Source organism: Rhodothermales bacterium (assembly GCA_041391505.1).
Taxonomy (GTDB): domain Bacteria; phylum Bacteroidota; class Rhodothermia; order Rhodothermales; family JAHQVL01; genus JAWKNW01.
In genome coordinates this window covers 26,661-51,521 of the sequence record JAWKNW010000016.1, presented here as the reverse complement: position 1 = coordinate 51,521, position 24,861 = coordinate 26,661, and the positions used below count along the sequence as shown (strand labels likewise).

At 63.5% G+C, this 24,861-nt stretch carries 24 protein-coding genes; 15 read left to right on the top strand and 9 right to left on the bottom strand.

The features are described from left to right. Positions 1-9: 9 nt before the first annotated feature. The 5 genes from R2834_15345 (at position 10) to R2834_15325 (ending at position 3,962) form a co-directional block, all read left to right on the top strand. Positions 10-192 carry a CPXCG motif-containing cysteine-rich protein gene (locus R2834_15345; protein MEZ4701713.1) on the top strand — a complete coding sequence of 61 codons (183 nt, stop codon included), beginning with the start codon at positions 10-12 and terminating at the stop codon, positions 190-192. Positions 193-320: 128 nt separating this feature from the next. Beyond that, positions 321-1,052 carry a YggS family pyridoxal phosphate-dependent enzyme gene (locus R2834_15340; GenBank protein MEZ4701712.1) on the top strand — a complete coding sequence of 244 codons (732 nt, stop codon included), beginning with the start codon at positions 321-323 and terminating at the stop codon, positions 1,050-1,052. A gap of 119 nt (positions 1,053-1,171) precedes the next feature. Next, positions 1,172-2,323: a DivIVA domain-containing protein gene (locus R2834_15335; GenBank protein ID MEZ4701711.1), complete on the top strand. Its 1,152-nt coding sequence runs from the start codon at positions 1,172-1,174 to the stop codon at positions 2,321-2,323. Between the two features lie 46 nt (positions 2,324-2,369). Further along, positions 2,370-3,191 (top strand): purine-nucleoside phosphorylase, encoded by an 822-nt coding sequence (locus tag R2834_15330; protein MEZ4701710.1) that lies wholly within the window; start codon positions 2,370-2,372, stop codon positions 3,189-3,191. 48 nt (positions 3,192-3,239) lie between these two features. Beyond that, on the top strand, positions 3,240-3,962 hold the full coding sequence (locus R2834_15325; GenBank protein MEZ4701709.1) for a hypothetical protein: 723 nt from the start codon (positions 3,240-3,242) through the stop codon (positions 3,960-3,962). Between the two features lie 13 nt (positions 3,963-3,975). Here the strand turns inward: R2834_15325 and R2834_15320 are convergent, their stop codons facing one another. Further along, on the bottom strand, positions 3,976-6,213 hold the full coding sequence (locus tag R2834_15320; GenBank protein MEZ4701708.1) for a kelch repeat-containing protein: 2,238 nt from the start codon (positions 6,211-6,213) through the stop codon (positions 3,976-3,978). Between the two features lie 243 nt (positions 6,214-6,456). On the opposite strand from R2834_15320, the gene ileS reads away from it, so the two are divergent. The 7 genes from ileS to lepB (R2834_15285) all read left to right on the top strand — a co-directional run bounded on the left by ileS (position 6,457) and on the right by lepB (R2834_15285) (position 15,998). Beyond that, positions 6,457-9,642 (top strand): isoleucine--tRNA ligase, encoded by a 3,186-nt coding sequence (ileS, locus tag R2834_15315; protein MEZ4701707.1) that lies wholly within the window; start codon positions 6,457-6,459, stop codon positions 9,640-9,642. Positions 9,643-9,839: 197 nt separating this feature from the next. Continuing rightward, positions 9,840-10,241 (top strand): molecular chaperone DnaK, encoded by a 402-nt coding sequence (locus R2834_15310; GenBank protein MEZ4701706.1) that lies wholly within the window; start codon positions 9,840-9,842, stop codon positions 10,239-10,241. Between the two features lie 56 nt (positions 10,242-10,297). Further along, positions 10,298-10,960: a signal peptidase II gene (gene lspA / locus R2834_15305; protein MEZ4701705.1), complete on the top strand. Its 663-nt coding sequence runs from the start codon at positions 10,298-10,300 to the stop codon at positions 10,958-10,960. Between the two features lie 83 nt (positions 10,961-11,043). Next, positions 11,044-12,849 (top strand): translation elongation factor 4, encoded by a 1,806-nt coding sequence (lepA, locus tag R2834_15300; GenBank protein MEZ4701704.1) that lies wholly within the window; start codon positions 11,044-11,046, stop codon positions 12,847-12,849. A gap of 72 nt (positions 12,850-12,921) precedes the next feature. After that, positions 12,922-13,713, top strand: a complete 792-nt coding sequence (locus R2834_15295) for a hypothetical protein (GenBank protein ID MEZ4701703.1) — start codon at positions 12,922-12,924, stop codon at positions 13,711-13,713. Between the two features lie 41 nt (positions 13,714-13,754). Then, a complete protein-coding gene (gene lepB / locus R2834_15290; GenBank protein ID MEZ4701702.1) occupies positions 13,755-14,873 on the top strand; it encodes a signal peptidase I in 1,119 nt (372 codons plus the stop codon). 21 nt (positions 14,874-14,894) lie between these two features. Then, positions 14,895-15,998 (top strand): signal peptidase I, encoded by a 1,104-nt coding sequence (lepB, locus tag R2834_15285; protein MEZ4701701.1) that lies wholly within the window; start codon positions 14,895-14,897, stop codon positions 15,996-15,998. Here the strand turns inward: lepB (R2834_15285) and R2834_15280 are convergent. After that, on the bottom strand, positions 15,992-16,948 hold the full coding sequence (locus R2834_15280; GenBank protein ID MEZ4701700.1) for a L,D-transpeptidase: 957 nt from the start codon (positions 16,946-16,948) through the stop codon (positions 15,992-15,994). The two genes, lepB (R2834_15285) and R2834_15280, sit on opposite strands and share 7 nt — an antisense overlap. Before the next feature lie 44 nt (positions 16,949-16,992). Beyond that, positions 16,993-17,547, bottom strand: coding sequence for a hypothetical protein (locus R2834_15275; protein MEZ4701699.1), 555 nt, complete (start codon positions 17,545-17,547; stop codon positions 16,993-16,995). A 103-nt stretch (positions 17,548-17,650) separates the two neighbouring features. On the opposite strand from R2834_15275, the gene R2834_15270 reads away from it, so the two are divergent. Together R2834_15270 and R2834_15265 are read left to right on the top strand one after the other, a co-directional pair. Beyond that, positions 17,651-18,142 (top strand): histidine phosphatase family protein, encoded by a 492-nt coding sequence (locus tag R2834_15270; GenBank protein MEZ4701698.1) that lies wholly within the window; start codon positions 17,651-17,653, stop codon positions 18,140-18,142. 115 nt (positions 18,143-18,257) lie between these two features. Further along, positions 18,258-18,494, top strand: a complete 237-nt coding sequence (locus R2834_15265) for a hypothetical protein (protein MEZ4701697.1) — start codon at positions 18,258-18,260, stop codon at positions 18,492-18,494. Here R2834_15265 and R2834_15260 read toward each other — a convergent pair. From R2834_15260 to lnt, 6 genes are all read right to left on the bottom strand, one after another. After that, positions 18,479-19,585 carry an AI-2E family transporter gene (locus R2834_15260; protein ID MEZ4701696.1) on the bottom strand — a complete coding sequence of 369 codons (1,107 nt, stop codon included), beginning with the start codon at positions 19,583-19,585 and terminating at the stop codon, positions 18,479-18,481. The two genes, R2834_15265 and R2834_15260, sit on opposite strands and share 16 nt — an antisense overlap. Beyond that, positions 19,582-19,923: a hypothetical protein gene (locus tag R2834_15255; GenBank protein MEZ4701695.1), complete on the bottom strand. Its 342-nt coding sequence runs from the start codon at positions 19,921-19,923 to the stop codon at positions 19,582-19,584. Before R2834_15255 ends, R2834_15260 begins: the two co-directional genes overlap by 4 nt. Before the next feature lie 181 nt (positions 19,924-20,104). Next, on the bottom strand, positions 20,105-20,947 hold the full coding sequence (locus R2834_15250; protein ID MEZ4701694.1) for a hypothetical protein: 843 nt from the start codon (positions 20,945-20,947) through the stop codon (positions 20,105-20,107). A gap of 20 nt (positions 20,948-20,967) precedes the next feature. Further along, complete coding sequence (locus R2834_15245) at positions 20,968-21,777, bottom strand: type 1 glutamine amidotransferase (GenBank protein MEZ4701693.1); 810 nt, start codon at positions 21,775-21,777, stop codon at positions 20,968-20,970. 20 nt (positions 21,778-21,797) lie between these two features. Beyond that, positions 21,798-22,391 carry a Maf family protein gene (locus R2834_15240; GenBank protein MEZ4701692.1) on the bottom strand — a complete coding sequence of 198 codons (594 nt, stop codon included), beginning with the start codon at positions 22,389-22,391 and terminating at the stop codon, positions 21,798-21,800. Positions 22,392-22,437: 46 nt separating this feature from the next. After that, positions 22,438-24,018, bottom strand: coding sequence for an apolipoprotein N-acyltransferase (gene lnt, locus R2834_15235; protein ID MEZ4701691.1), 1,581 nt, complete (start codon positions 24,016-24,018; stop codon positions 22,438-22,440). A 337-nt stretch (positions 24,019-24,355) separates the two neighbouring features. Between lnt and R2834_15230 the strand changes: the two genes are divergently transcribed. Further along, positions 24,356-24,826 (top strand): hypothetical protein, encoded by a 471-nt coding sequence (locus R2834_15230; protein ID MEZ4701690.1) that lies wholly within the window; start codon positions 24,356-24,358, stop codon positions 24,824-24,826. Positions 24,827-24,861: the final 35 nt, after the last annotated feature.

The following is a 24,861-nucleotide window of genomic DNA, read 5'->3' as shown; positions in this document are numbered from 1 at the left end:
CCTGCCACCATGGAAGAAGAAGTGTTCTTCACGTGCCCCAGTTGCTGGGAGGAAGTCTCGGTGCTGGTCGACCTGTCGGTGGAGGGGCAAACGTACGTGGAGGACTGCGAAGTGTGCTGCCGGCCGCTCCAGATCACCTACCGGGTAGAGGAGGAGGCCATTGCGACCTTCGAGGTCGAGCTGGCCTACTGAGGCGATGCGGGATCAAACCCGGCCCATCGCTCGTAAGGCAGTCGACCCAATCAGCTCTTTAAACGCTCTGTTTTTTAACTACTTATCGATGTGCGCGGACCGGTTCGCCGCATCGACAGCGTTGGTCCATGGTTTTCTCCCCGCCGGAACGTGTGCGTGGTCCGTTGATTTCCCGACTCGAAGCGATCGAAAGCCGCATCGTCCGGGCGTGCGAACGCGCCGGCCGGCCGCGGTCTGCGGTGACGCTCGTGGCGGTATCCAAAACCTATCCGGCCTCGGCGATACGGGAAGCGATGGCAGCCGGCGTGCGGCATTTCGGGGAGAACCGCGTCCAGGAGCTGAAGCAAAAAGTTGAGGAAATACCCGGGGGCCTGGCGGGCGGAGAGGCAGTATGGCACATGATTGGACACATACAGCGCAATAAGGTGCGAGACGTGGTCGCGTGCGCCGATGCGGTGCACAGTGTCGACAGCCTCCGTCTCGCTGAAGAGCTGAACGACAGGGCCCTGGCGGCGGGCCGGCATATCCCGTGTTTCGTGCAGGTAAACGTGTCCGGCGAGGCCTCGAAATTCGGGCTCGACCCGGAGGCGCTGGACCCGCTTCTGGCCGGGCTGGCGCCGCTGGATGGACTGCAGGTGCAGGGTTTCATGACGCTGGCGTCGCCGGCGGCGAATCCCGAATCCGTTCGCCCGGAGTTCCGTATGTTACGAGAGTTCTACGAACAGGCGCGAACGCGGTACGCGCATCTGGCCGGCATGCACGCCCTCTCCATGGGCATGAGCGGCGACTTCGAGGTCGCCATCGAGGAGGGCGCCACGCATGTCCGGATCGGCAGCGCACTTTTTGGGAGCAGATCCTGATCGGGGACCTGATTCCGCTACATTTCGTTGAAACGTACAAATTTGTATCTTCCGGAAGATCGGGGCGACGTTCGCGCAGAAGCCCGTTACCCCCTGAATCCGAAAAATTGGGCAGCAACATGAAATTGACCCCGCTCGATATCAAGAAACAGGAGTTCACCCGGACGTTCCGCGGGATCGATCCGCAGGAGGTGCAGGGTTTTCTCGATATGGTGGCCGATCAGTGGGGCGGGCTGCTCGACGAGAATCGCCGGCTTGAGCAGAATATCCGGGACATGGAGGCCAAGCTGATCCACTACCGGAAGATCGAGGAGGCGCTCCAGGAAGCGCTCGAGACCGCGCGCGACAATTCGCACAAGACCATCGAGAACGCGCAGCGCGAAGCGCAGATCATCCTGAAAGAGGCCCGCGCCGAGGCCGAGGAAATCCGGGGCAAGGCGTTCAGCGACCACAAGCGGCTCAAGACCGACGTCACGAAAATTGCCGGCCGGCGGGACGAGATCATGGCCCGATTGAGGGCCTTCTTGATGTCCGAGCTGGAAATTCTTGCCCGGTTCGAGGGGCAGGATCCGATCGGCTTCATCCGCCTGTCCGCCCCCGAGAAGCGCAAGCTGGAGCGTCCGAACGTCGCGCTCGACGAGTACGACGACCCGGGCGACCTGCACGACGAGGACGAATCGTCTTTTCCGCTTGGTGATGGGCGCGCGCACCAGGCCCCTCCCGCCGCGCCGCCTCAGCCGGCACGCCCGGCTCCTGCGCCTGTTTCTGTAGCGCCTCCTCCACCGCCTCCGCCGCCCAGCATGGCGCCGCAACCGGCGAAAGACGAGGACGAAGTCCCCGGCGAGCTGGGCGGACTCAGCTCCGACGAACTCGACTTCATCAAGGCGACCGTCACCACGGCCGCGCACAACGTCGAGGCCGAAGCCTTCTTCAAGCCGGCGGAGCCGCTCGAAGAGGAGCCGTGGATGAGCGGGCAGGACGACCCGTTCCAGGAGCAAGACGACGAGGAAGAGGTGCTGCGGCTGGAGCCCAAAGATTTTCGAACCGCTCCGTCGCCCTTCGACGAGCAGCCGGCGACGCCGGCGCGCGAAGGCGGCAACTGGGTGCGCAACCCGATCATCTCGCACGCGCCTCCCGGCGACGAACACGGCGACTCGATCCCCGACACGTTCGAGAAACCCCTCTTCGGGGGCAGTGACGATCACGACGATCTGACCGCCACGCCCGAGGAGATCGAAAAAATCCGACGTATTCTGAACGACCTGGATTGACGGGTCACGCTGCCGGCGATCGGTGGAGGAACGCACCCTGTACGACATGGAGCGCTATCGCGCGAACGTAGAAGAAGCCGCTCGCGCGATCCGCGAATCCTCGGGTATCGAGCCGCGCGTCGCCATCATTCTGGGCACGGGGCTCGGCGGGCTGGTCTCCGACATCGACATCGAACGGACGATCGCGTACACCGACCTCCCGCATTTCCCCCTGTCTACCGTAGAGACCCACGCCGGAAAATTGCACCTGGGGCGTCTGGAAGGCGTCCAGGTGATGGTGTTCCAGGGGCGATTTCATCTCTACGAAGGGTATTCGCCGCAGGACGTCACCTTCCCGGTGCGCGTCGCCGGCGCGCTCGGCGTCGAGGCGCTGCTGATATCCAACGCGGCCGGCGGGATGAACCCGAACATGCGCCGCGGCGACCTGATGCTGGTCACGGACCACATCAACCTCCAGGGCGTCAACCCGCTCTGCGGGCCCAATGCCGACGGGTGGGGCCCCCGTTTTCCGGACATGAGCGAGCCGTACGATGTCGCGCTGCGCGAGACGGCTGAGCAGGCGGCGCTGGACGCCGGCATCAAACTGCATCAGGGCGTCTATGTCGCCGTCACCGGCCCCAACCTCGAGACGCGCGCCGAATACCGGTTTCTCCGAAACATCGGCGCCGACGTCGTCGGCATGAGCACCGTTCCGGAGGTGATCGTGGCGCGCCACATGGGGATCCGCGTCATGGCCATCTCGGTTATTACCGACGAGTGCTTCCCCGACGCCCTCCAGCCCATTTCAATCCCCGAGATCCTGGCCGCCGCCGCCACGGCGGAGCCGTCCCTCACGGCGCTGGTCAGGCAAGTACTCGTCCGTCTCTGAGCGGACGCCCGTCGTGGCCAGTCGTATTTTTTCGGTTCGAGGTACACCATGCCCGAAGACGACCTGTGGGACGAGCACGCCTGGGAGTCGTTTCTGCGTAAGGACGACGAGCGGCTCAGTCGGTACATGAATCACCTGATCGGTTTTCTCGGTCTGCATCCGATGCCCGAGGCCGGCGATCGCATGGCCATGGCGCGTTGGGAGGCCCGCCTGCGCGCCTATCTCCGCCAGCGAGGGTGGTACCCCGACGACGCCGAGCGGGCCCTGGAAGAAGAGGAGGAAGAGGGCGCCGCGGATGCGGGCCAGACGCCGGGGGCTCCGCTGGAGACGCCCTGGGATGCCCTGTTCGAGGTGGATGAGGATCCGGAGATGGAGGCCTCGACGATCGAAGGCCTGAACGCGTTGCCTGTTTACCGGATGGCCTTCGAGCTGGCGAACATCCTGCTCGCCTGGTCCGATGAGATCCCGGGCGACCAGAAGGACTCGGCGCTCGTCCAGTTTTGCACCAATACCCTCCAGATCCCGGCCAATATCGCGCGGGGTCACGGGCTGGGCTACGACCGCGACACCCTTGGCGGCAATATCGCGTGTGTGAAACGGGCGCTGCAGTGCGCGAACGCCGCGCTGAGTCTGTTTCCCGAGCTCAAATCCATGCCCTACATGGACGCCGCCGGCTACCGCGATATCTACGAACGCCTCTTCGAAACGCGCAACGAGGTCGGGCTCTACGTACAGGAGCTTCGCCGGCGTTTCGATCTCGGCATCGAATAGCCGACCTTCCGGCTCATCTCACCAGCAGAAAGCGGCCCGTCTTTACCGACACGCCCGTAGCGGTCTCGGCTTCGATGCGATACACGTAGAGGCCGGCGGGCCATCCGGCGCTTGCGATCGGCTCCTCGTACCCGAAGCCGGCGATTTCGCTGCGTTCCACGGCATAGCGCTGGCGTCCGAGGGCGTCATAGACGGCGAGGCGTACCCGCGCATCGGTGGCGAGATCGAAGCGGATGGCGGTGTGATCGCTGAACGGGTTGGGATAATTGCCGGCGACGCGCAGGGGTGCATCGGGCAATACGTCGGCAGGCGGCTCCAGCGCGATGCGGATCGACTGCACGTACGGATCGTCCAGGGTCAGCCGTTCGCCCTCCGCCAGCGAGTGCGTGGCGACGAGCTGCCCGGCCACCAGCTCCTCGACCCGGTACCGGGCGGCGGGCCGGCCGGCGGCCGCTTCGAACGACAGGGTGAAGGGCAGCGCGGTCGACTGGAGGCGGACGAGCGCCGCCGTGTTTTCGGTCAGGCGCGTATCGTCGCCCAGGCGGACGTCGAACGACCGGCCGTTTGCGCGCGGCGGGAGCCGGTAGGAAGCCGCGGCATCCTCAACGGTCAGGGCCCCGCCGAAATGCAGGATTTGCCGTTTGCCGGTGTCGTCCGTGACGAGGAGGCGATGAAAGGCGTCGAGCGAGCCGGCCGCCGCGGGCGCTTCGTCCGGCAGCTGTTTGGCCGTGCCGCAGTCCAGGGTGAGCACCGCGTTTTCGTTGGCAAACACCCAGTACCCGATGCCCTGGCTGACGCGTCCCCGGGGAAAGCTGGTCGAGTAGGCTGGCACATACGCATCGGCCCATGTGTACAGCGCGCTGGTCGGGATGGCGGCGATCGGGTCGGTGCTGATGCCGCGCAAGACGACGTCGGTGCAGGAGGGGCCGGCGATCATGTTCCAGCCGGCCTTAAGGGCGATCTGCAGCGCGTTGATCGGCTCGCCGGTGATCGTCTGGACCTGCGATGGGCCCGAGGTCTCATCCAGATGCACCCAGTAGCCGGCTCCGATGGCCAGGTTGGCTTCCTCCGCGTAGTCGCCGGCGTCGCTCCAGGTGATGGGCGCCATGTCCTGCGAGATGGAGATGTCGTTAAACACCGCCTCGTAGTCGGTGTCCGACGGCGAGAGCGGCAGGCCGACCATGTTCCAGCCCGGGTTGAGCACCACGTCGGCGGCGGATACGTTGGTCGAGCCGTTGTCGTACCGCTCGATGGAGTCGAGTTCGGGCGCGCCGCCTTGCTGCGCCGAGCCGGCGGCGATGTAGACGGCATCGTTGAGGAGGGCGGCCTGCGTGCCATGCCGGCCCACGTTGAGCGGCGCGAGGGTGCGCCAGGTCTGGGCAATGGGGTCGAAGGCTTCCGTGGTGCTGAAGGCGAGGGTCTGTTTGGACGATTCCCCGCCCATGACGAGGATTTCACCGTGGTACATCACCGACGTCGTGCCGCCGCGCAGCGTCGGGAGGTTGTGGGATGCGGAGAGGGTGGACCAGGTGCCGGTCGTGAAGTTGTAGATGTCGATCTCGCCGATGTTGGCGGAGGTATAGGCCGGGTTGCTCGTGTCGCGTCCGCCGATGAGGTAGAGTTTGTTGTTGAAGACGACGGCGTGGAAGTGATCGCGTTTGCGCGGGGCGTCGGGGAGCACCTTCCACTGGCCGGTCACCGGGTCGTATTCGTCGAACCAGGTATACCCCGTCGCCGGCGCCCCGTGGCCGCCCTGGATGCCTCCGACGAGGTAGATCTTGTCGTTGTAGAGCACGGCGCCGGCCGAGCCCCGCTGGCGATCCACCGGCACGGCATGGCTCTGATTCCAGGTGTTATTCGCCGTGTTGTAATAGTAGACGTGGTCGACGCCGAATTCGGCGTCGCAGCAGGCCCCGGTATAGGCCCCGATCACGTAGATCAGGTCGCCGATGACGATGGCCTGGAAGTGGTGCATCTGGAACGGCGGCGGGGCGCCGTCCGACCAGGTGGAGGTCTGGGTGTCGAAGATCTGCACCTTCTTCACGCCGCGGCCGCCGATGAGGTACAGCTTGCCGTTGACGGCGGCGAAGGCGTTTTCATGCCGCGCGATGGGCGTGTTCGTGGTGTTGAGGTTGGTCCAGACGCCGGCGGCATCCTGAGCAAAGGCCCCGTTTCGCGTTCGCAGCGGTAGAAATAGCACTACCAGCGTCATCAGGAGGATGAACGTCGGGCGGATAGCTCGTTGCGGCATGGAAAGCAATTCGCTTCGATGAGAAGGTCAGTATGTAGGGGGTTTTCCCGGGCTCCAGAGGAGGCTATGGAGCATAGAGGTGTCGTCCTATCTGTCGTACCAGACGCCCTGCTCGCAGAAAGCGCGCCGGCACTTCAACCAGAAAGCCCGTATCCGGCTGAAAACCCGTAGTCTTCGAACATAAGGCGTTGAACCACGTATCACTGCGACTTTTCAAAAAAGGGTGTAGCCGATCATCGTTCGATGAAGACGTTCAAAGAGGAAAAGCAGTTCGATCTGCCGGCGATGGAGCTGGAGATGCTTTCGCGCTGGGAAAAAGAAGGCCTGTTCGCGCGCAGCATCGCCGCGCGCCGCGAAGCCGATACGTTCACGTTCTACGAGGGGCCGCCGACCGCCAACGGCCGGCCCGGCATCCACCACGTGCTGGCCCGCACGATCAAGGACATCTTCTGCCGTTACAAGACGATGAAGGGGTTTCGCGTCGAACGGAAAGGGGGGTGGGATACGCACGGGCTGCCCGTGGAAATCGAGGTGGAGAAGGCGCTGGGCCTCGAGGGCCGGCACCAGGTCGAATCCTACGGCATCGAGAAATACAACGCGGCCTGCCGCGAGAGCGTCCTGCGGTACAAGAAGCAGTGGGATGAGCTGACGACGCGGATGGGGTACTGGGTCGACCTCGATCATCCGTACATCACGTTCAAGAACGAATACATCGAATCCGTCTGGTGGCTGCTCAAGCAGATCTACGAGAAGGGTCTGCTTTACAAGGGCTACAAGATCCAGTGGTACAGCCCGGGATCGAGCACCGTGCTGTCTTCGCATGAAGTCAGCCTCGGGTATAAAGAGGTGCAGGACCCCAGCGTCTACGTCCGGTTCAAGCAGATCGGGGCGGAAAACACGTACCTGCTGGCGTGGACGACCACGCCGTGGACGCTGATTTCGAACACGGGCCTGGCGGTCGGGCCGGCGATCGAGTATGTCCGGTACCGCCAGACGGCTCCGGATCAGCCGGCCGAGGACCTGATCCTCGCCCGCGCGCGCGCCTCGGTCCTGCCGGACACCTACCAGGAGGTGGAGTCCATGACGGGAGCCGACCTGCTCGGCATCCGGTACGAGCCGCTGTTCGGCTATTTTGCCGACGAGCCCGGTGCCGAAAACGCCTGGCGTGTGGTGCCGGCGGACTTTGTCTCGACCGAGGACGGTACGGGCATCGTGCACATGGCGCCGGCTTTCGGCGCCGAAGACTACGAGGTGGGGCAGAAGCAGGGGCTGCCGCTGTTTAACCCCGTGACGCCGGACGGCCTGTTCGACGACCGGGCCGAGCTCGTCGCCGGCCTGTGGTTCAAGGACGCCGACAAAGTCATCAACCGGCACCTCAAGGAACGCGGTCTGCTGTTCCGGCAGGACAGCTACTTGCACAACTACCCGCACGACTGGCGCAAGGGCACGCCGCTCATGAGTTACCCCGTCGAGAGCTGGTTTATCCGCACGACGGCGGTCAAGGATCGCCTCATCGAGCTCAATAACCAGATCAACTGGCAGCCGCGCCAGATCGGGGAAGGGCGTTTCGGGGAGTGGCTGAAGAACAATGTGGACTGGGCGTTGAGCCGCCGGCGATACTGGGGCACGCCGCTGCCCATCTGGCAGTCGGACGCGCCGGGATCCACCTACATCGAAGTCATCGGCTCCGTCGCCGAGCTGCGGGAGAAATGCGGTGACCAGGTGCCGGCGGACGACCGGCTCGATCTGCACCGCCCGTATGTCGACCGCTACACGTGGCCGGCGCCCGACGGCGGGACGATGCGGCGCGTGCCGGACCTCATCGACGTCTGGTTCGATTCCGGCGCCATGCCCTTCGCGCAGTGGCACTACCCCTTTGAAAACCGCGACAAGTTCGAGGAGAACTTCCCCGCCGACTTTATCGCCGAGGGCGTCGATCAGACGCGCGGCTGGTTCTATACCCTGCACGCCATCGCCACGCTGGTGATGGACGAGAAGGCGTTCAAAAACGTCGTCGTCAACGGCCTCCTGCTCGATGAGAAGGGGGAGAAGATGTCGAAGACGAAGGGCAACGCCGTCGACCCCTACGCCTTCCTCGCCAGCCACGGCGCCGATCCGGTGCGGTGGTACATGATGAGCAATTCGCCGCCCTGGGAGGACCTCAAGTTTTCCGAGCGCGGACTGGTCGATACCCAGCGCAAGTTTTTCGGGACGCTGCAGAACGTCTATGCCTTTTTCGCGACGTACGCCAATATCGACGGCTTCCGGTTCGAGGAGGCGCGGATTCCGGTGCCGGCGCGGGCGGAGCTCGATCGCTGGGTCATGAGCCGGCTCAATTCCACCATCGCGACGGTGGATGCCGCGTATGCCGAATACAACCCGACCCGGGCGGCCAGGGCGCTGGAGGCGTTTGTGGAGGCGTTGTCCAACTGGTACGTCCGCCGGTCCCGCCGGCGGTTCTGGAGCGCCAAGACGGGCGAGACGGATGCCGGCGACAAGCTGGCCGCCTACCAGACCGTCTACGAATGCCTCGAAGCCGTCGCGCGGCTGATGAGCCCGATCGCTCCGTTTTTTGGAGACTGGCTCTACCGCGCGCTGAACGAGGTCGCCGGCCGCACGCCGCACGACTCCGTCCATCTGGCGCTGCTCCCCGCCGTGGAGGAAGACGCGCTGGATCCGGCGCTCGAGCATCGGATGGAGCTGGCGCGGACGATCTCGTCCATCGTGCTTGCGCTGCGCAACACGAGCGGCATCAACGTCCGCCAGCCGCTACCCCGGATCATGGTGGTCACGGGCGGGACGACCACGGAGGAGGCCGTCGAGCGGGTGCGTTCCATCATCCTGGAGGAGGTGAACGTAAAGGCCGTCGAGTACGTCTCCGGGTCGAGCCGCGTCGTAAAACGGGCCGCGAGGGCGAATTTTAAGGCGCTTGGCCGGCGCCTCGGTCCGGACATGAAGGCCGCCGCCGCACGGATCAAGGAGATGAGCGAAGAAGAAATTTCAAGATTCCTTGAAGAAGGGCAGATTATGCTCGATATTAGCGGCCGCCCCATGCCCTTCCAGGGCGAGGATATCGAGGTGGTCAGCGAGGGAATCGACGGCTGGCTGGTCGATCAGGAAGATGGAGTTACCGTTGCGCTGGATACGACCATCTCCGAGGCGCTGCTGGTCGAGGGACTGGCGCGGGAGACGGTCAATCGAATCCAGAACATGCGCAAAACAGCCGATTTTGATGTGACAGATCGGATTCGGGTGTATTTCCAGGCCTCCGGCCGGCTCGCTGCGGCCATAGCTCAGCAGGCCGGATGGATCCGGAACGAGACCCTTGCTGCATCGTTGGAGGAGTCACCTCATCCATCCGGAGCGCTTGTCGAGACGTTTTCGATCGGTGAAGAGAAACTCACCCTGGCTGTAGACAAGATCAAGTAATCGAAATCGACACGCTGCGAAGTCGTAGTAATCCAGTACCTGTGGCGCCGGTTTGTCGTACGGTTTGAAGCCGGCCGCCGCAAGGAAGTACCTCATTGCTTTATTCACAACCGTTCACGCATGGTAAGGTTATGGCCATGAAGAAACCTGCCCCCGGGCGTGCTGATGAACAGGTATCCGCACAGAGTCAGGAGGATATGGAAAAAATCGAAGCACATACCGACGTCAAGACCCCCCTTACCGACGAAGAACTCCGCTATTTCGAGGATTTGATCGTGCAGCGTCGCTCATCGGCCGTCGAGGATATCGACCGGCTGCGGATGCAGCTGCAGGATGCGCGCGAACAGTCCGAGAACGATACCGCATACAGCTACCACATGGCCGACGCCGGCACGGACGCGATGGAGCGCGAAAAGCTGTATCTCATGCTTGCACGCCAGCAGAAATACGTCAGCTATCTGGATCGCGCCCTCGAGCGGATCAAGAACAAGACGTACGGCATCTGCAAAATCACCGGCAACCCGATCTCGAAAGAGCGTCTGGAAGCCGTGCCGCACACCGAGATCTCGATCGAAGCCAAGCTCAAACAGCGTAAGTAGCCGGCGCGCGCGGGCCGTTCGCGGCCTGCGGGATAGCGCCGGATAGTCGCCTCGTCATGCACATTCTCTGGATTACCGTTGCCATCATCGTGGTCGACCAGATCACCAAGCAGGTGGTGCTTCACAACATGTATGTTGGTGAATCGATTCCCCTGCTCGGCGACTGGCTCAAATTCACGTTCACGGAAAATCCGGGGATGGCCTTCGGCATCACGTTCGGTCCGCGCGGCATGGTCACCTTCCTGTCCATGGCCGCTACCGGGTTGATATTTCTGTACCTCTACCGGGTGCGGAAGCTGTATCAGCCCTACCGGATGAGCATTGCCTTCATCCTGGGCGGCGCGCTGGGGAATATCATCGACCGGGTGTTCTACGGGGTGCTGTTCAGCGACGCGCCGTTGTTTGCGGGGAAGGTGGTGGACTTCATCCACGTGAATCTGTGGCGCGGCTACCTGCCGGAGTCCTGGCCGATCGTGGGCGGCAAGTATACGGCGCTGTTTCCGATCTGGAACGTGGCGGACATGGCGATCGTGGTCGGCGTGCTGGGCATCCTGGTGTTTCAGGGTACGTTCCAGCACGAGTTGATGCGCGAACAGCTCAAAAACGAAGCCGGCGGCATCGATCCGGCCGGCGATCACCCCACCGTCGACGCGCCGGATCAGCCGGCGGTCGAAGCCCCCGAGCAGGCCGCGAATCCCGAGGGATCCTCGAAGGAATGAAGTTTGTTTCCTCCAGCATCACGCCAGCCCGGCAACTCCTGCCGGGCGACGTCCGCCTGCAGTAGTTTTTGAGAAGTTCTGGAATGGCCGGGTATCAAGACAAGATCCGCAATTTTTGCATCATTGCGCACATCGACCACGGTAAAAGCACGCTCGCCGATCGGCTGCTCGAGAAGACCGGCACGCTGAGCCAGCGCGAGCTGCAGAACCAGGTGCTCGACAGCATGGACCTCGAGCGGGAGCGCGGCATCACGATCAAGAGCCACGCGATCCGGATGAAGTACCGCGCACAGGATGGGGAAGACTATATCCTCAACCTGATCGACACGCCGGGCCACGTCGACTTCACCTACGAAGTGTCGCGCGCGCTCAAGGCGTGCGAAGGCGCCATCCTCGTGGTCGACGCCGCGCAGGGCATCGAGGCGCAGACCATCTCCAACCTCTACCTCGCGCTCGAGAGCGATCTGGAGATCATCCCGGTCATGAACAAGGTGGACCTGCCGAGCGCCCGGCCGGATCTCGTCGCCGGCACGATCGAGCAGCTCATCGGGGAGCCGGCGGAAGACATTCTTTCCATCAGCGCCAAAACCGGCGTCGGGGTGGAAGAAGTGCTCGAGGCGATCGTGCGCCGCGTGCCGCCGCCCAAGGGCGACCCCGAGGCCCCGCTCAAGGCGCTGATTTTCGACTCGGTTTTCAACCAGTACCGCGGCTCGGTCGTGTATGTGCGCGTGTTCGACGGCACGCTCACGAAGCGCGAGCGCATGCGGTTCATGTCGAATCTGAAGGAATACGACGCCGAGGAGATCGGGATCATGCGGCTCAACATGGAGCCGCTGGAGCAGCTGAAGGCCGGCGAAGTCGGTTATGTGATCGGATCGGTGAAAGACGTGCGCGACACGCGGGTCGGCGACACGATCACCACGGCCCGCAACCCGGCGGACAAGCCCATCAAGGGATTCCAGGAAGCCAAACCCATGGTCTTCAGCGGGCTCTACCCGACGGAGTCCGAAAAATTCGAGGACCTGCGCACGTCGCTGGAGAAACTGCAGCTGAACGATGCGTCCCTCACGTACGAGCCGGAAAGTTCGTCGGCCCTGGGGTTCGGGTTTCGCGTGGGCTTCCTCGGCTTGCTGCACATGGAGATCATCCAGGAGCGCCTGGATCGTGAGTTCGGGCTCGATATCATCACGACGGTGCCGAACGTCAAGTACGAGGCGCACCTGACGAACGGCGAGATGGAGATCGTGAACAACCCGAGCGATCTGCCGCCTCTCAGCACGATCACCGAGATCCGCGAACCGTACGTGCGGGCGCAAATCATCACGCCGACCGAGTACATCGGCGGCCTGATGCAGCTGTGCCAGGAACGGCGCGGCATCTATATCAATACCCAGTACCTGGATACCGAGCGCGTAGACCTCCACTACGAACTCCCCCTCGCGGAAATCATTTTCGACTTTTACGACAAGCTGAAAAGCATCACGCGGGGCTATGCGTCCTTCGATTACGAAGTGCTCGACTATCGCCCGAGTGAACTCGTTAAGCTGGACGTTATGATCAACGGCGATCCGGTCGATACCCTCTCCACGATCGTCCATCGCGACAAGGCCTACGAGATCGGCCGGAAGCTGACGAAGAAGCTGAAGGATCTGATTCCGCGTCAGATGTTCGAAGTAGCGATCCAGGCCGGCATCGGCTCCCGCGTCATCGCCCGCGAAACCGTGAAGGCGATGCGCAAGGACGTGCTCGCCAAGTGCTACGGCGGCGATATTTCCCGTAAGCGGAAGCTGCTCGAGAAGCAGAAGGAGGGGAAAAAACGCATGAAGCAGGTAGGCCGGGTCGACGTGCCCCAGGAAGCGTTCCTGGCCGTTCTCTCCATCGAGGACTGAGGCGGGCCGCGCGTGGCGATTCGTTCGCAAAGTCGCTACCTTGAGTGGCCCATCGAAAAGTACGTAAGGACCATGCGTGTATTCGTCCTGTTTCTGGTATGTTCGTGGCTCGTCCGGCCGGCGGAGGGGCAGGAGTTGGCCGACCTGTATCGAAACGCGCGGTTCAACGTCCAGGCGCAGGCGCATCTCGAGGCCACGGGCATGCGGGCCGATCCCGCTGCACCCCAGCACATCCCGTCCCGATCGGATACCCTGCTGCAATGGTTGATGGTGATGCGCGCCGGCTCCGCGTCGACCACCTATTCGGGGGAGCCGTTCGCGATCGACGAGTGGCAGCTCGTCCGCCGGCTCGAACGGGGATGGTTCGAAAAACGCTATGCGTCCACCCTCTGGGCCTACCTCGGTACCGAGTCGCTGATGCCCATCGATACCACGCTCACGCGCGACCTGAGGGCCCGCATGGAGGCCTATTTCGGCCCGCCCACCCAGACGATCACCGAAGTCCTGGGCCCCGGCAGCGGGAAGTCCGCGCGCGACCGGTATATCCAGTTCGAATACTGGTTTGTCCTCAACGACACGATTCCCCTGGTCGTGATGGATGTGAACGGCCCGCTCGAACGCGGCCTCATCGTTTCATCCGACTACCGGTACCGCGACATACTATTGCGCATCCGCGAATCGTTCATGGAAGAGTTCCTCCGCTCGGATCGCAGGGCGCCGTATATCGACTATTATTACAATCCCATTGAATCAAGCTGGTATTATGCGGGGTTTGATGGCTTACGCTATTACCTCGAACGGACCAAGCAACCCAACTTTGCCCTAGGGCGGCCCTGGCTCAACGCGCTCTCGCGGTCCGATTAGCTTGTTTCGTATAATCGCTCATCGCATTGACTACAGACTACATGTCGAAAGACAAGCGCAGGCGGGACCGTCAGAAGGCCCGTGCCAAAGGAAGCCGATCGGAAGCGAACGGTCGCACGGCCGACGCGCAGTCCCCGCAGACGGCCAAGGGCAAACTGCGAGAATGGGGCGAGGCGCTTCTATTTGCCGTTATTGTCATGTTGATCGTCCGGACGTTCATCTTCGATCTGTTCCGGATCCCGACGCCCTCGATGGAGAAGAGCCTGCTGGTGGGGGACTACCTGTTCGTCTCCAAGCTCCACTACGGCACCCGCACGCCGCTCACGCTCGGCGTGCCCTTCACGCAGATTTATGTCCCGGGCGTCCATTTCCCGTCTTTCCGGCTCCCTGGCTTTACGGAGGTGAAGCGCGGCGACGCCGTCGTGTTCAACTACCCGGACGAGGAGAAGCCGGTCGACCGCAAGACGCACTACATCAAGCGCACGATCGGTCTGCCCGGCGAGACGCTGGAAGTGCGCGACAAGGTCGTGTATATCAACGGCGAGGCGCAGCCGTTTGTGGAGACGATGCAGCGGCTCTGGAACGTATACAAGACGGATCAGCGGGTGCATCTGTCGGCATCGCGCCTGAGTGCGATCGGCATCGATTCGGTTTCGGCCACGCTGGACCCGCAGCTCGTGCGCGTGGTGGCGACGGAGCAGGCCATCGACCAGATTCGCACGTGGCCCTATATCGACCGGGTGGAGCCCTACCTGGCGCCGGAAAACGCCGGCTACAGCGCGGTCATGTATCCGCCGGGCCGCGGCTATACTCCGGACCAGTACGGGCCGATAACGATTCCGAAAGCCGGCATGACGGTAGACCTGACGCCGGAGTCCTGGCCGGTTTACGAACCCGTAATTCGCCGCTACGAGCATCATAGCGTGCGGGTGACGCCCGCCGGGACGTACGAGATCGACGGGCAGCCGGCGTCCTCCTACACGTTCGAGCAGGACTATTACTTCATGATGGGCGACAACCGGGACAACTCGGAAGACAGCCGGTTCTGGGGGTTCGTGCCGATGGACCACATTGTCGGCAAGGCGTTGCTCGTGTATTATTCCTGGGATGCCTCGTCCTTCCTGCCGCGCTTCCGCCGGTTCTTCAAGATTATCCATTGACCCTATTTTACGCCGAACGTTTTGGACAGGCTTGACCCATCTTCAGGGGCGCCGCTGGCCGGCGCCTACGCCGATCCGCCGCTCCAGGAAGTGGCCACGGCGCGGTGGCGGGAGCGGCGGAGCATCCTGTGGGAGTGGGGCGGAGCCGTCGCGCTGGCCCTGATCGCGGCCCTCCTCATCCGTGCGCTCTTCTTCGAGGCGTTCCGCATCCCGTCCGAATCGATGGAGAACACGCTCCAGGTCGGCGATTTTGTCCTGGTGTCGAAGCTTCACTACGGACCTCGCCTGCCTATCACCCTGGGGCTGCCCTTCACGAAGCTCTACCTCGACGACGTTCACCTGCCCTACCTGCGTTTTCCCGGCTTCACCGGCGTGCATCGCGGCGACGTGATCGTGTTCAACGTGCCGACGGAAACCGAGCCGCTCGATCGCAAGACCCACTACATCAAACGCGTGATCGGGCTGCCGGGCGACTCGCTCTCGATCATCAACAAGATTCCCTACGCCGGCCAGGAAGCCCTGCCGATGATGGACAACATGAAGCAGCGGTGGCGCGCGTTTCCCGTGCAGGGCGAAACGCTTCCCCTGGAGCGCCTCACCGGCGCCGGCGTCGTCCAGATCACCTTGCCGCAGCGGCGCGACGACCCTGTCGATTTTGAAGCCACCGTCAATGTGGCGCGCGACGTTGCCCAGTGGGCGGAAGTGCGCGAAGTGAAGGCGCTGGTCCGTTCGGCCAGTTTGCAGAGCCGGATGTTTCCTTCAGGTCATTCGTTCTCACCCGACAACTACGGTCCGCTCTACATTCCGGCCGAGGGCGACACCGTGGCGATCAACGACGCCACCTGGTCGAATTACGAAGCGATTGTCACCCATTACGAAGGCCACGAGGCCGAGCGTCTGGGCGAAAATCAGTACACGATCGACGGCAAGCCGGCGGATTCGTACGTGATCGAGCAGGACTACTTCTTCGTGATGGGCGACAATCGGGACAGTTCGCTGGATAGCCGGACGTGGGGCTACGTGCCGAAGGATCACATCGTCGGCAAGGCGGTCCTCATCTACTTCTCCTGGGATCCTTATCAGAAAAAAGCCCGCGCCGAGCGCATCCCGTTACGGATTCACTGATCGGCGCTCGCGAGGCGGATGCGGTCGAAGTACTCCTGCTGCGACGTGCCGGCCGGGATGTCGTACGGATGGGCCGGGAGGATGAGGCGCTTGAGCACCGGGAAGCGTTTTTCGTAGGTGAACGGATGCGGATGATCCGTCGGATCCTCGCCGATGACCAGCACCGTCGTTCCGGGCTTCACCACGATGCGCTGGCCCGTCTTGAAGCCGGGCGACCGGCCGGTCTGCCAGCCTGAGGCCCAGTTGTAGACCCACTCGGCGTCGGCGTCGACCAGGCGGACACATCCGTGGCTCGTCGGGCCGCCCGAGGGCATGGGGTACTGATGCGTGTGGATGCCGCGCTCCTCGTGGAAGTTGAACACCCAGTACATCTCCCAGTCTTCGCCGGGAGGGCTGAGCGAGGAAATGCGGTACTCCGATTTCCAGTTGAAGTTGAAGCGCCCGTTCGGCGTGCGCGATTCCTCCGAACCCGTGTTGACGATGCCCCAGCGGGCGAGGCGGCCGTATTCGTAGGCTGCGAAGGCCTGGATGGTCTTCTCGATGATAAACAGCTTGTCGAAATCCTTCGCGCCGGGGTAGTACAGCGGGAATGGGGAATACGAGCGGAAGTCGAGGTCGTACTCCGTCGGCACGACGAGCGTGTCGCCGATTTCCAGGTTGCTGATCAGTTTCCGGTTGAGGAGTTCGACCAGTTTGCTTCGTTCCTTGCCTACGTCGAGGTTGCCGTCGCCGAGCACCTTAAAAAAGGTGTTACGCGCCATCACGTTGTTGCCGCGGGTGTTGTACAACGTAAAGTAGTTGTAGTACACCTCGGGCTGCTCCTCCATCAACCCCTTCTGGTTGTTGAGGATATCGGCGAGGGCTTCCTGGCTGATGTAGGACTGGCCGGCCGCCGACACGGCGCCGGCGAGCGCGAGGATCAGCGTCAGCACGAGACGGAGAGCGGTCATTCGAAAAAGGGAAGCGATCATATTGTATCAGGCCTGGGGACGGACTACGCCGGTCGGGAGGCGTCGGCAGCATTCGGGGATGCTGGAATATTGAATGCTGGAATCTTGAAAACGGTGCCGTGCCAGGAGGCATGCGCCGGCACTTCGAAGAGGCCGGTCCGGTAGTCGTGCAGGTTGGTCAAACTGGTATCGAACACTACGGTGTTTCCTGTAATGGCGCCGGCGCGCGCTTGTTTCCGGAAAGCGGCTCGCGGAAGATGGGTTATGGCGCCCTGTTCGTCGCGGAAGAAGAGGTCGAGGCCGTTCGTGACGCCGAAACCGAGGCGATCGCCGCACTCCGTGAGGGCATGGACGGAGGCGTCGATGCCGCAGCCGGAGATGTCGCCGCCGGGGATCACGCCGGCGATGAGCACGAACCGGCCGTGGACGAGGTCGTGCCCCGCCGTCACCTTCCGGCCGTGCGACTGCCAGTTTGCCACGAACGCATCGAGCCGGGATTGAAGGGCGTCGGCCTCGGCCGGCGCGAGCGGGCGATCGAGCGCGTAGATCCAGAGCCGGCTGGAGGCCGGGAGCGCGTCGAGAGGGAACGATGTGGCCATCGGCGAATTGAGTTGGTTGCTACGGGTGCCTGTGCGAAAGATCGGCAGGTGGGTTTAACGGCGAAAAACGCGGAAGGATCTCCGCGCGATGCACAGGGACGGCATGAAAACCCTTTACGTGTTCCGGCACGGCAAATCGGACTGGGACGCGGCCTATACGCACGATAGCGAGCGGCCGCTGGCGAAGCGCGGAAAGGCGGCTTCGGCGCGGCAGGGACGGTGGCTTAGCGAGGCGGATGTGCCCCCGGATCTCATCTATTGTTCTCCGTCCCGCCGCACGCGCGAAACGATCGAACGGGCATCCCGTGCGGCCGGCTGGAACGCGCCCGTGGAAACACGCGAACAGCTCTACGAGACCGACGGCGCGCGCTACCTCCAGATCGTGCGCTCCGCGCCGGCGGAGGCGAGGCGGCTCATGCTGGTAGGCCACGAACCGATGTGCAGCGAACTGATAGCGCGCCTCACGGGCGGCGTCGTCCGCTTTCCGACGGCGGCGCTTGCCCGGATCGATATCGACCGGGAGGCCTGGGCGGTGGTCGGGGCGTCGGACGGCGTCCTGGTCTGGCTGATGCCGGCGCGCATCAAGCCGGCCTGACGACAGCTCGGTTAAAGTGCGGCATCCGCCGGTCGATACTCGGCCTGTATGATGCGCTTCGCCCCCCACCGATCCGCGATCCCCCCCGAAACCCGTTGTTGTTTTCTGTGCAACCATGATGCAGCAATCCGAAGACGAAATCCTTCGCATCCACCAGGAAATCACGGCCGCATTCGACGAGAGTCTGCGCGCCAACAATGAAGACTGGCTCAAGTACTTCTGGCAGATCATGATGGAAGATTCCAACCTGAGCCGCCAGGAAATTATCGATTTGATGCTCGATGAACTGAACCGGGGCAACTCGATCTCGAAAGAGATGCTCCGATCGATCCTGGATCACGGCGTGGAATGACCGCGTGAACCCCGGTGGGGGCTGCGCTCGGGTGCGTCGCCCATGAGGATCGCCACCGGCCGCAGCGGCTCGATGTTTTCGAGCACGATCTTGATGGCGGACATCAGCGGGACGGCGAGGATCATCCCCCAGATCCCCCACAGCCATCCCCAGAAGATGAGGGCCACCAGCACCAGCAGCGGGCTGAGGTTGAGACGGAAGGCCATCACGCGGGGCTCGATGACATTGCCCAGCGTCATCTGGGTGGCGGTGAGGAATACGGCGACGAGGATGCCCTGAAGGATGGTGTCGAACTGCAGCAGCGCCCAGATGGCCGGCAGGATCGAGGCGACGATCGATCCCACGTTGGGGATGAAGTTGAGCAGAAAGGCGAGGATTCCCCACATCAGCGCGAAGTCGACGCCGATGAGCCACAGGATGGCGAACGAAACAACGCCGGTGACCGCGCTAATGATCGTTTTGGTCAGCAGGTAGTGCCGCATCTGCACGCCGATGTTCAGGCCGGCGGAGACGATGCGTTCGGCGGTATGCGCCGGCAGCACGCGCCGGAGCTTGGCGTTCGTGTCGCCGGCGCCCATCAGCATGAACAGCATGAAGAGCAGGATGAGAAAGGCGTTGCTGACGAAGCTGATGAGGGTGTTTACGCCGGCGCGCGCCGTAGAGGTCAGCGCCGTAAACGAGACCGGGGCGTCCAGGTCGGGCGGATGCAGGTTGAGGCGCGTGGCGATGGCGTCAATCCGCGCGATGGCGCCGTCGAAGAGGGCGTCGAAGCGCGGTTCGTACCGCGGCAGCGCATCCAGGAAGGCCGTCGCCGTCGCGGTAAAGACGAGGCTGAAGAGCACGCCGAGCAGCATCAGAAACAGAAAGATCACGATCAGCCCCAGTACCGTGGGCCACTGACGGACTTTCAGGAAGCGTATGACCGGCTCGAAAACGACCGAAAACAGGGCCGCGACCGTGAAGGGGAGCAGGACGACCTTGAGCTGATGCAGGACGAAGCCGCCGACACACAACGCGAGGAAGGCCAGCAGCACCGTGTTGATCCGCGCGTACTGCATCGGACCCAGGGCATATCGGTCGCGCTCGCTCAATCCGGGTTCTCAAAAAAGACGTACGGCGTGGCGTAGTCGCTGATCTCGAAATAGACCTTTTTTTCGCCGGGATCGACCACGCCGTTGAGGTTGGCATCCAGGACGCCGTAGCCGAACCGGTAGGGCCGGGCGATAGCGCCTCCTTCCGTCGAGGTGGCGGTCGTCAGTTTGTCGATTTCCAGAAACCGGCGGACCACCGTGTTGCCGCCGTAGATCTCGAGGACGCCGTTGGTGCCGGTCCAGTTCTGGACGGCGCGGCCGAAGCGGTTCTGGGTTTCCTGCGTGCAGCCGGCCATGAAGACGAGGCCGGCGAATGCGACGATGCGAAGGGTAGGCATGGCGATGAGGAAAGGTGGAACGATGAGAAACTGTTGAGAAATAAAAAAGAGTTGTCTTCCTGAGCCCCCGGCGCAAGCGGAGGGCGGTTCAGGATGACGTTCCGAGAAGGATTTTTGAAAATCCCAACCGTTTCTGGGGGATTCAACCGGGGCATCGGGCATCTGGTTGCCTGCGCAGGCGTCAGGAGCGGCGCGTCGGGCGCCGGCGACGCGGGGCGGCTTCGGTTTCCGGCGCGGCGTCGGGAAGATCCAGACGGGCCCCCGTCGCGAGGGGTTCGTGTTCGTCATCGAATTCGGGCTCCGTGTCCTGCGCACCCGGGGCGATGCCCTGTGCCGCCACCCGCTCGATCTTTTCGAGCAGGTCTTCCGCGGCCTCGCGGCGTTTGTTGACGACGTAGGCCGCACCCATGCGTCCGACGAAGAAGGTGAGGAGCGCGATCAAAAAGAGGGTGAACGGCACGAGCCACGGGGCGCCGACCAGCGCGAGCAGCAGAGACATGGGCGTCAGCATCATCCACCAGATGTGGAAGAGGACCAGCACACTCGACTGGTTTTCCTGGAATTCGATGCGGGTATCGTTTTGTTCGGGCACGCCCCGGATGAGGATATTTCGCGTCGAACCGAACGCCGGCGTGCTCCATTCGAACGTGCGACCGATCCGGTCCAGATTGCCGCGTATCACCTGGTGGGAACTCAGGGCGCTCCGGATTTCACCCACGATCTGCCCAATCTGCTCATCGTTGAGCTGTCCGGGGACGCGGCGATGCAACAAGGTGTTTGCCGAAGCGCCAAAAAAGGGCGTCGCCGCTCTCGGTGCTTCACCCTTCTCGAGGTCCGACGCGGCGAGGACCACATAGCGCGGATCGATGCCGGCCTCGCGCGCCACGTGCTGCACTTCCTCGATCGACAGCCCGCGTTCATCCTGCTTCTGGCGCAGGCGCTCCGCTTCCTGCAGCGCGATGGCGCGGCTGATCAGCTTGCCCACTTCCTCTTCCGAAAATGATCGTTTGTCGTTTGATGCCATGATCCGGTCGATAGGGGATGTCAGGCGCCGTGCGGCGCGACGAACATCCGGAGAAAATCGTACATGAGATGGTCGGCCTCGCCGGTGTCGGTGAGGCTGTCCATGATCGCCTGAAACGCTTCTTCGGTGGCGATCTCGGTATAAAACGGGCGGTATTCGATGAGGCGCTCGCGTTCGCGGCGCGCGTCCAGCTCGCTGTGGAACTGGGTGCCGTAGATCGGCTTCCCGGCGATCCGGAAGGCCTGGTTCGGCTGGGAGTCGCTGTAGGCCAGCTCGATGGCCTCGCGGGGGAGCGTGAGGACGCGGTCGTGGTGGCCAGCGTTGACCTTGAGCCGGTCGGGGAAGGGGCCGAAGAGCGGGTCGACGCGCGCCGCCGGGCGGAGGTGAACCTCCAGGCATCCCATTTCGGTGCGTTCGGGGTCGTGGATGACCTGTCCGCCGAGCGCGCGCGCGATGATCTGGTGCCCCCAGCACGATCCGAACGTCGGCAGATCGAGGGCGTAGGCCTCTCGGACCAGGTGCAGCAGGTCGGGCATCCAGGCGTAGTCTTCCGTTGCGCTGCATTCGCCCGAGCCGCCGATCATCAGGGCGTCGAACCCTCCTTCCAGCAGGCCGTCGATGGATTCGGTGAGGACATTGACCGGCACGATCTGGTCGGGGCGGAGGCGGCACCGTTCGAGAAAGCACGTCAGCTCCTGTTCGCGCATGTGCGCGGCGCTGCGGGCCTGAATGAGCAGCAGCCGGATGTCTTGAAACGAGGTGTACGGCATCGGAATCCCGTTGCGGTGGGTGAAGGGCTGCACGGTGTCGGCCGGTCCGAAGCCAGGCATGCCGGGTCGGTGTGACGCGCTTACAGCACCATCAGGTCACTGAATGAGGCTTTCGCCACCGTGTAGACGCGGTGTAGCGGCAGCCCCACGACATTATAATAATCTCCCTCGATACGGGCGACGAAAAGAGCGCCGCGGTCGTCCTGGATGCCGTATGCGCCGGCCTTGTCGAGCGGCGACCCGGTGGCGACATACGCGGCGATCTCGCGGTCGTTTAACGGGGCGAAGGTCACGCGGGTTGCCTCGTGCGCCGTCACGCGCCGGCTCGTCGCTGCCTGCGCGAGGGCGATGCCGGTGTAGACCTCATGCGTGCGGCCGCTGAGCCGGCGGAGCATCGAGGCGGCTTCTTCCGAGGAGGCCGGCTTGTTGAGCACGTCGCCATCGAGCACGACGATGGTGTCCGCGGAGAGGACGAGGGCGTCGGGAAACCGATGGGCGACCGCATCGGCCTTGCGGCCGGCGAGGTCTTCGACGATCGCCGGCGGCGCGAGCGCCGGATCGAACGATTCGTCGACCTCGGGCGCGCATCGCTCGAAGGCGAGCCCCAGCTGTTCGAGGAGATGTTTCCGGCGTGGCGAGGTGGAGGCCAGCACGAACGGGCAACGAAACTGCATGAACGGAACGGCGCCTCGCGCCGGCTTGGAAGTTCGGGCGGATGCCTCAGGCGTGCATCCAGCGTTCGGAGAATCGGTTGACAAAAAACCAGCCGGTGAGCAGGAGCGCGACGGCCATGCCGACGATGCTCACCCAGTCGCCGTGCGTCACGTAGAAGGTGCGCTCGGTTGCGACGGGGACCTTCACCGTCAGCGCGCGGCGTTTCATCCATTCCGTGCCGATCTGGACCTGCCCGGAAGGCAGGATGAGCGCGCTCGGGCCGGCGACCGTGGCGATGACCACGGCGCGGCGCGTCTCGATGGCGCGGAGCCGGGTGAAGGCCAGGTACTGCCACGGACCGAGGGATCGACCCCACCAGCCGGTCTGCGACAGGACCGCCAGGAAGTCCGCGCCCGCCTTCACATACCGGCGGGTATAGTCGCCGAACAGGCTTTCGAAGCAGATGAGGGGCCCCGCTTGCAGCGGTCCGACGGGCAGCATGACGCGTTCACGGCCGGGCTGGTAGCCGGCGACGCCGCCGGCCTGCACCCGGAGGAAATCCAGGTGCGGCAGGACCGACTCGAACGGGACGCGTTCGGCGAAGGGGACGAGCTTGTTCTTGTCGTACCGCAGCAGCGGGAAATTCGGGCGGAGGAGCAAGGCGCTGTTGGCGTAGCTGACGGAGGGCATGTGCCCCGGCGCCTCGGCGATGGCGCCCGTCAGGAGCGTGATCCCCCGGCGCGTGATCCATTCGGTGAGCCGCTCGCGGATCGGGCGGGAGGAGGCGGCCGACGGGAGGACCGAGACGGCCGTCTCGGGCCAGATGAGGATATGGGGCGCCGAAGGGGTGTCCAGCAGCGAATCCGACAGGGCGAACAGGGCGTCAACCTGCGGCGTCTTGTCGTCGCCGGCCCACTGTTCGGGGGAAACCGCCGGCTGGACGAGGCCGACGTCGATGGTCCCGTCGACCCCGAAGGTGCCGCTGGTGCGGTATAACCCGTAGGTGTAGGCGGCGGCGAACAGGATCGCGACCGTGATGCCGGCCGCCAGTCTGCGGCGCTGGTACACCCCGGTGATCGCAAAAAAGAAACACAGGTTGCAGAGCCAGAGCCAGACCGTGAGGCCGGGGACGCCGGCGAGGTCGGCGATCTGGTTCAATGACGGCGCGGCGGCCAGCGTGTTGCCGAGCAGCGGGCCCGGCATGGCGAACGGACCGTGGCTGATGACCCATTCGATGGCGACGGAGAACGCAACGAGGGCCGTGCAGCCGAGCGCTATGCCGAACTGCCGGCGCAGCGGGATGGCCAGGGCGAAGGGGAGCGCGAGCATCATCGGGAGCAGGAAGAAGCCGCTGAGCGAGGCCCACGCGGCGTCGGGGAGGCGATGCAGGAGCGGCCACGAAAACGCGATGAGGAACGTCACGAGCAGCGCGAAGAAGCTGTCGAGGTACATCAGTCGCATATCTGTCTGGTAATACCAGAGCCGCAGCAGCGGCAACAGCGCGAAGCTCCCGAGGATGGGGAAGGGAAACGGGGGGAAACTGAGTGCCAGCAACAGGCCGCACGTCAACGCCCCGCGGAGGCGGGCGGCGACATCGGGCGCATGACGCGATGGGACGTATCGGGCCGCTTCCGGCGGTAAACGCATGGGGACGTAACGAGCTTGAAAATTGAGACTACTGACGATAGCGAATCTGATGCTTTTTTGCATCTCGTGTCGGATATTCCAGTACCGTTCGTTCCCCGGCACGCGGTACAGTATTTGTTCTTCCGGCATGAAGAACAGGCACCCTTCCTTCTCCCATAGCTGGAAGGGCCGTTTCCTGCCCGAGAGCAGGGTCGTTACACCAGCGCCGGCGTGTTCACAGGGGCCGGCTTCTATTACCCCCAGTTGTATGCTTGATAACGTCGATGCAACGGATCCTCGAAATCCTGCCGGGGAAATCGCGGATTCTCGTCCTTCTTATGAGTTTATCATCCATAACGTGGATAAGCGGGGTGGTGAAGACGCGGACGCGCCCGACATCGTGCTGCGGCGCAACCCGCTGGAGAAGCCTACCCAGCAGGCCAAGGAAGATATCACCGTCATCGTACGAGAAATAAGCGCCAGGCCGGCGGCAAAAAAGACCGTCCTGCCGGATTCGCCCGAAACCAAACTCGGCGGCGACTGGGTGGCCGATTATGTCGCGTCCCTGTCGGACGACGTGACGGACGAGGTGGCCCGCATCGTCGACTTCCTCATTGCCGAGGAAGAACAGGCAACCGAGGCCGATCCCTCGCTGGCGCCCTCCTCGGACGGGTCGCCCTTTTCCGACGGCTCGCCCTTCACGGAGGCGCCTTCCCATCCGGCGTTCACCATTCGCGCGCCCGATATCCTGGAGCCGCAGGCCGACGACGCCCCGCGCAAGCCCTCGCCGAATCGCTACACGAAACGAGTTGAATACGATCGGTCCTGATCGTATCTACACGCAGGCGTTTTTCCCGCTTCCAG

Excerpts from the sequence above, each read along its gene's own strand:
- R2834_15345 (MEZ4701713.1), top strand. The coding sequence starts at position 10 with ATGGAAGAAGAAGTGTTCTTCACGTGCCCCAGTTGCTGGGAGGAAGTC.
- R2834_15340 (MEZ4701712.1), top strand. The coding sequence starts at position 321 with ATGGTTTTCTCCCCGCCGGAACGTGTGCGTGGTCCGTTGATTTCCCGA.
- R2834_15335 (MEZ4701711.1), top strand. The coding sequence starts at position 1,172 with ATGAAATTGACCCCGCTCGATATCAAGAAACAGGAGTTCACCCGGACG.
- R2834_15330 (MEZ4701710.1), top strand. The coding sequence starts at position 2,370 with ATGGAGCGCTATCGCGCGAACGTAGAAGAAGCCGCTCGCGCGATCCGC.
- R2834_15325 (MEZ4701709.1), top strand. The coding sequence starts at position 3,240 with ATGCCCGAAGACGACCTGTGGGACGAGCACGCCTGGGAGTCGTTTCTG.
- R2834_15320 (MEZ4701708.1), bottom strand. The coding sequence starts at position 6,213 with ATGCCGCAACGAGCTATCCGCCCGACGTTCATCCTCCTGATGACGCTG.
- ileS (MEZ4701707.1), top strand. The coding sequence starts at position 6,457 with ATGAAGACGTTCAAAGAGGAAAAGCAGTTCGATCTGCCGGCGATGGAG.
- R2834_15310 (MEZ4701706.1), top strand. The coding sequence starts at position 9,840 with ATGGAAAAAATCGAAGCACATACCGACGTCAAGACCCCCCTTACCGAC.
- lspA (MEZ4701705.1), top strand. The coding sequence starts at position 10,298 with ATGCACATTCTCTGGATTACCGTTGCCATCATCGTGGTCGACCAGATC.
- lepA (MEZ4701704.1), top strand. The coding sequence starts at position 11,044 with ATGGCCGGGTATCAAGACAAGATCCGCAATTTTTGCATCATTGCGCAC.
- R2834_15295 (MEZ4701703.1), top strand. The coding sequence starts at position 12,922 with ATGCGTGTATTCGTCCTGTTTCTGGTATGTTCGTGGCTCGTCCGGCCG.
- lepB (MEZ4701702.1), top strand. The coding sequence starts at position 13,755 with ATGTCGAAAGACAAGCGCAGGCGGGACCGTCAGAAGGCCCGTGCCAAA.
- R2834_15280 (MEZ4701700.1), bottom strand. The coding sequence starts at position 16,948 with ATGACCGCTCTCCGTCTCGTGCTGACGCTGATCCTCGCGCTCGCCGGC.
- R2834_15275 (MEZ4701699.1), bottom strand. The coding sequence starts at position 17,547 with ATGGCCACATCGTTCCCTCTCGACGCGCTCCCGGCCTCCAGCCGGCTC.
- R2834_15270 (MEZ4701698.1), top strand. The coding sequence starts at position 17,651 with ATGAAAACCCTTTACGTGTTCCGGCACGGCAAATCGGACTGGGACGCG.
- R2834_15265 (MEZ4701697.1), top strand. The coding sequence starts at position 18,258 with ATGATGCAGCAATCCGAAGACGAAATCCTTCGCATCCACCAGGAAATC.
- R2834_15255 (MEZ4701695.1), bottom strand. The coding sequence starts at position 19,923 with ATGCCTACCCTTCGCATCGTCGCATTCGCCGGCCTCGTCTTCATGGCC.
- R2834_15250 (MEZ4701694.1), bottom strand. The coding sequence starts at position 20,947 with ATGGCATCAAACGACAAACGATCATTTTCGGAAGAGGAAGTGGGCAAG.
- R2834_15245 (MEZ4701693.1), bottom strand. The coding sequence starts at position 21,777 with ATGCCTGGCTTCGGACCGGCCGACACCGTGCAGCCCTTCACCCACCGC.
- R2834_15240 (MEZ4701692.1), bottom strand. The coding sequence starts at position 22,391 with ATGCAGTTTCGTTGCCCGTTCGTGCTGGCCTCCACCTCGCCACGCCGG.
- lnt (MEZ4701691.1), bottom strand. The coding sequence starts at position 24,018 with ATGCGTTTACCGCCGGAAGCGGCCCGATACGTCCCATCGCGTCATGCG.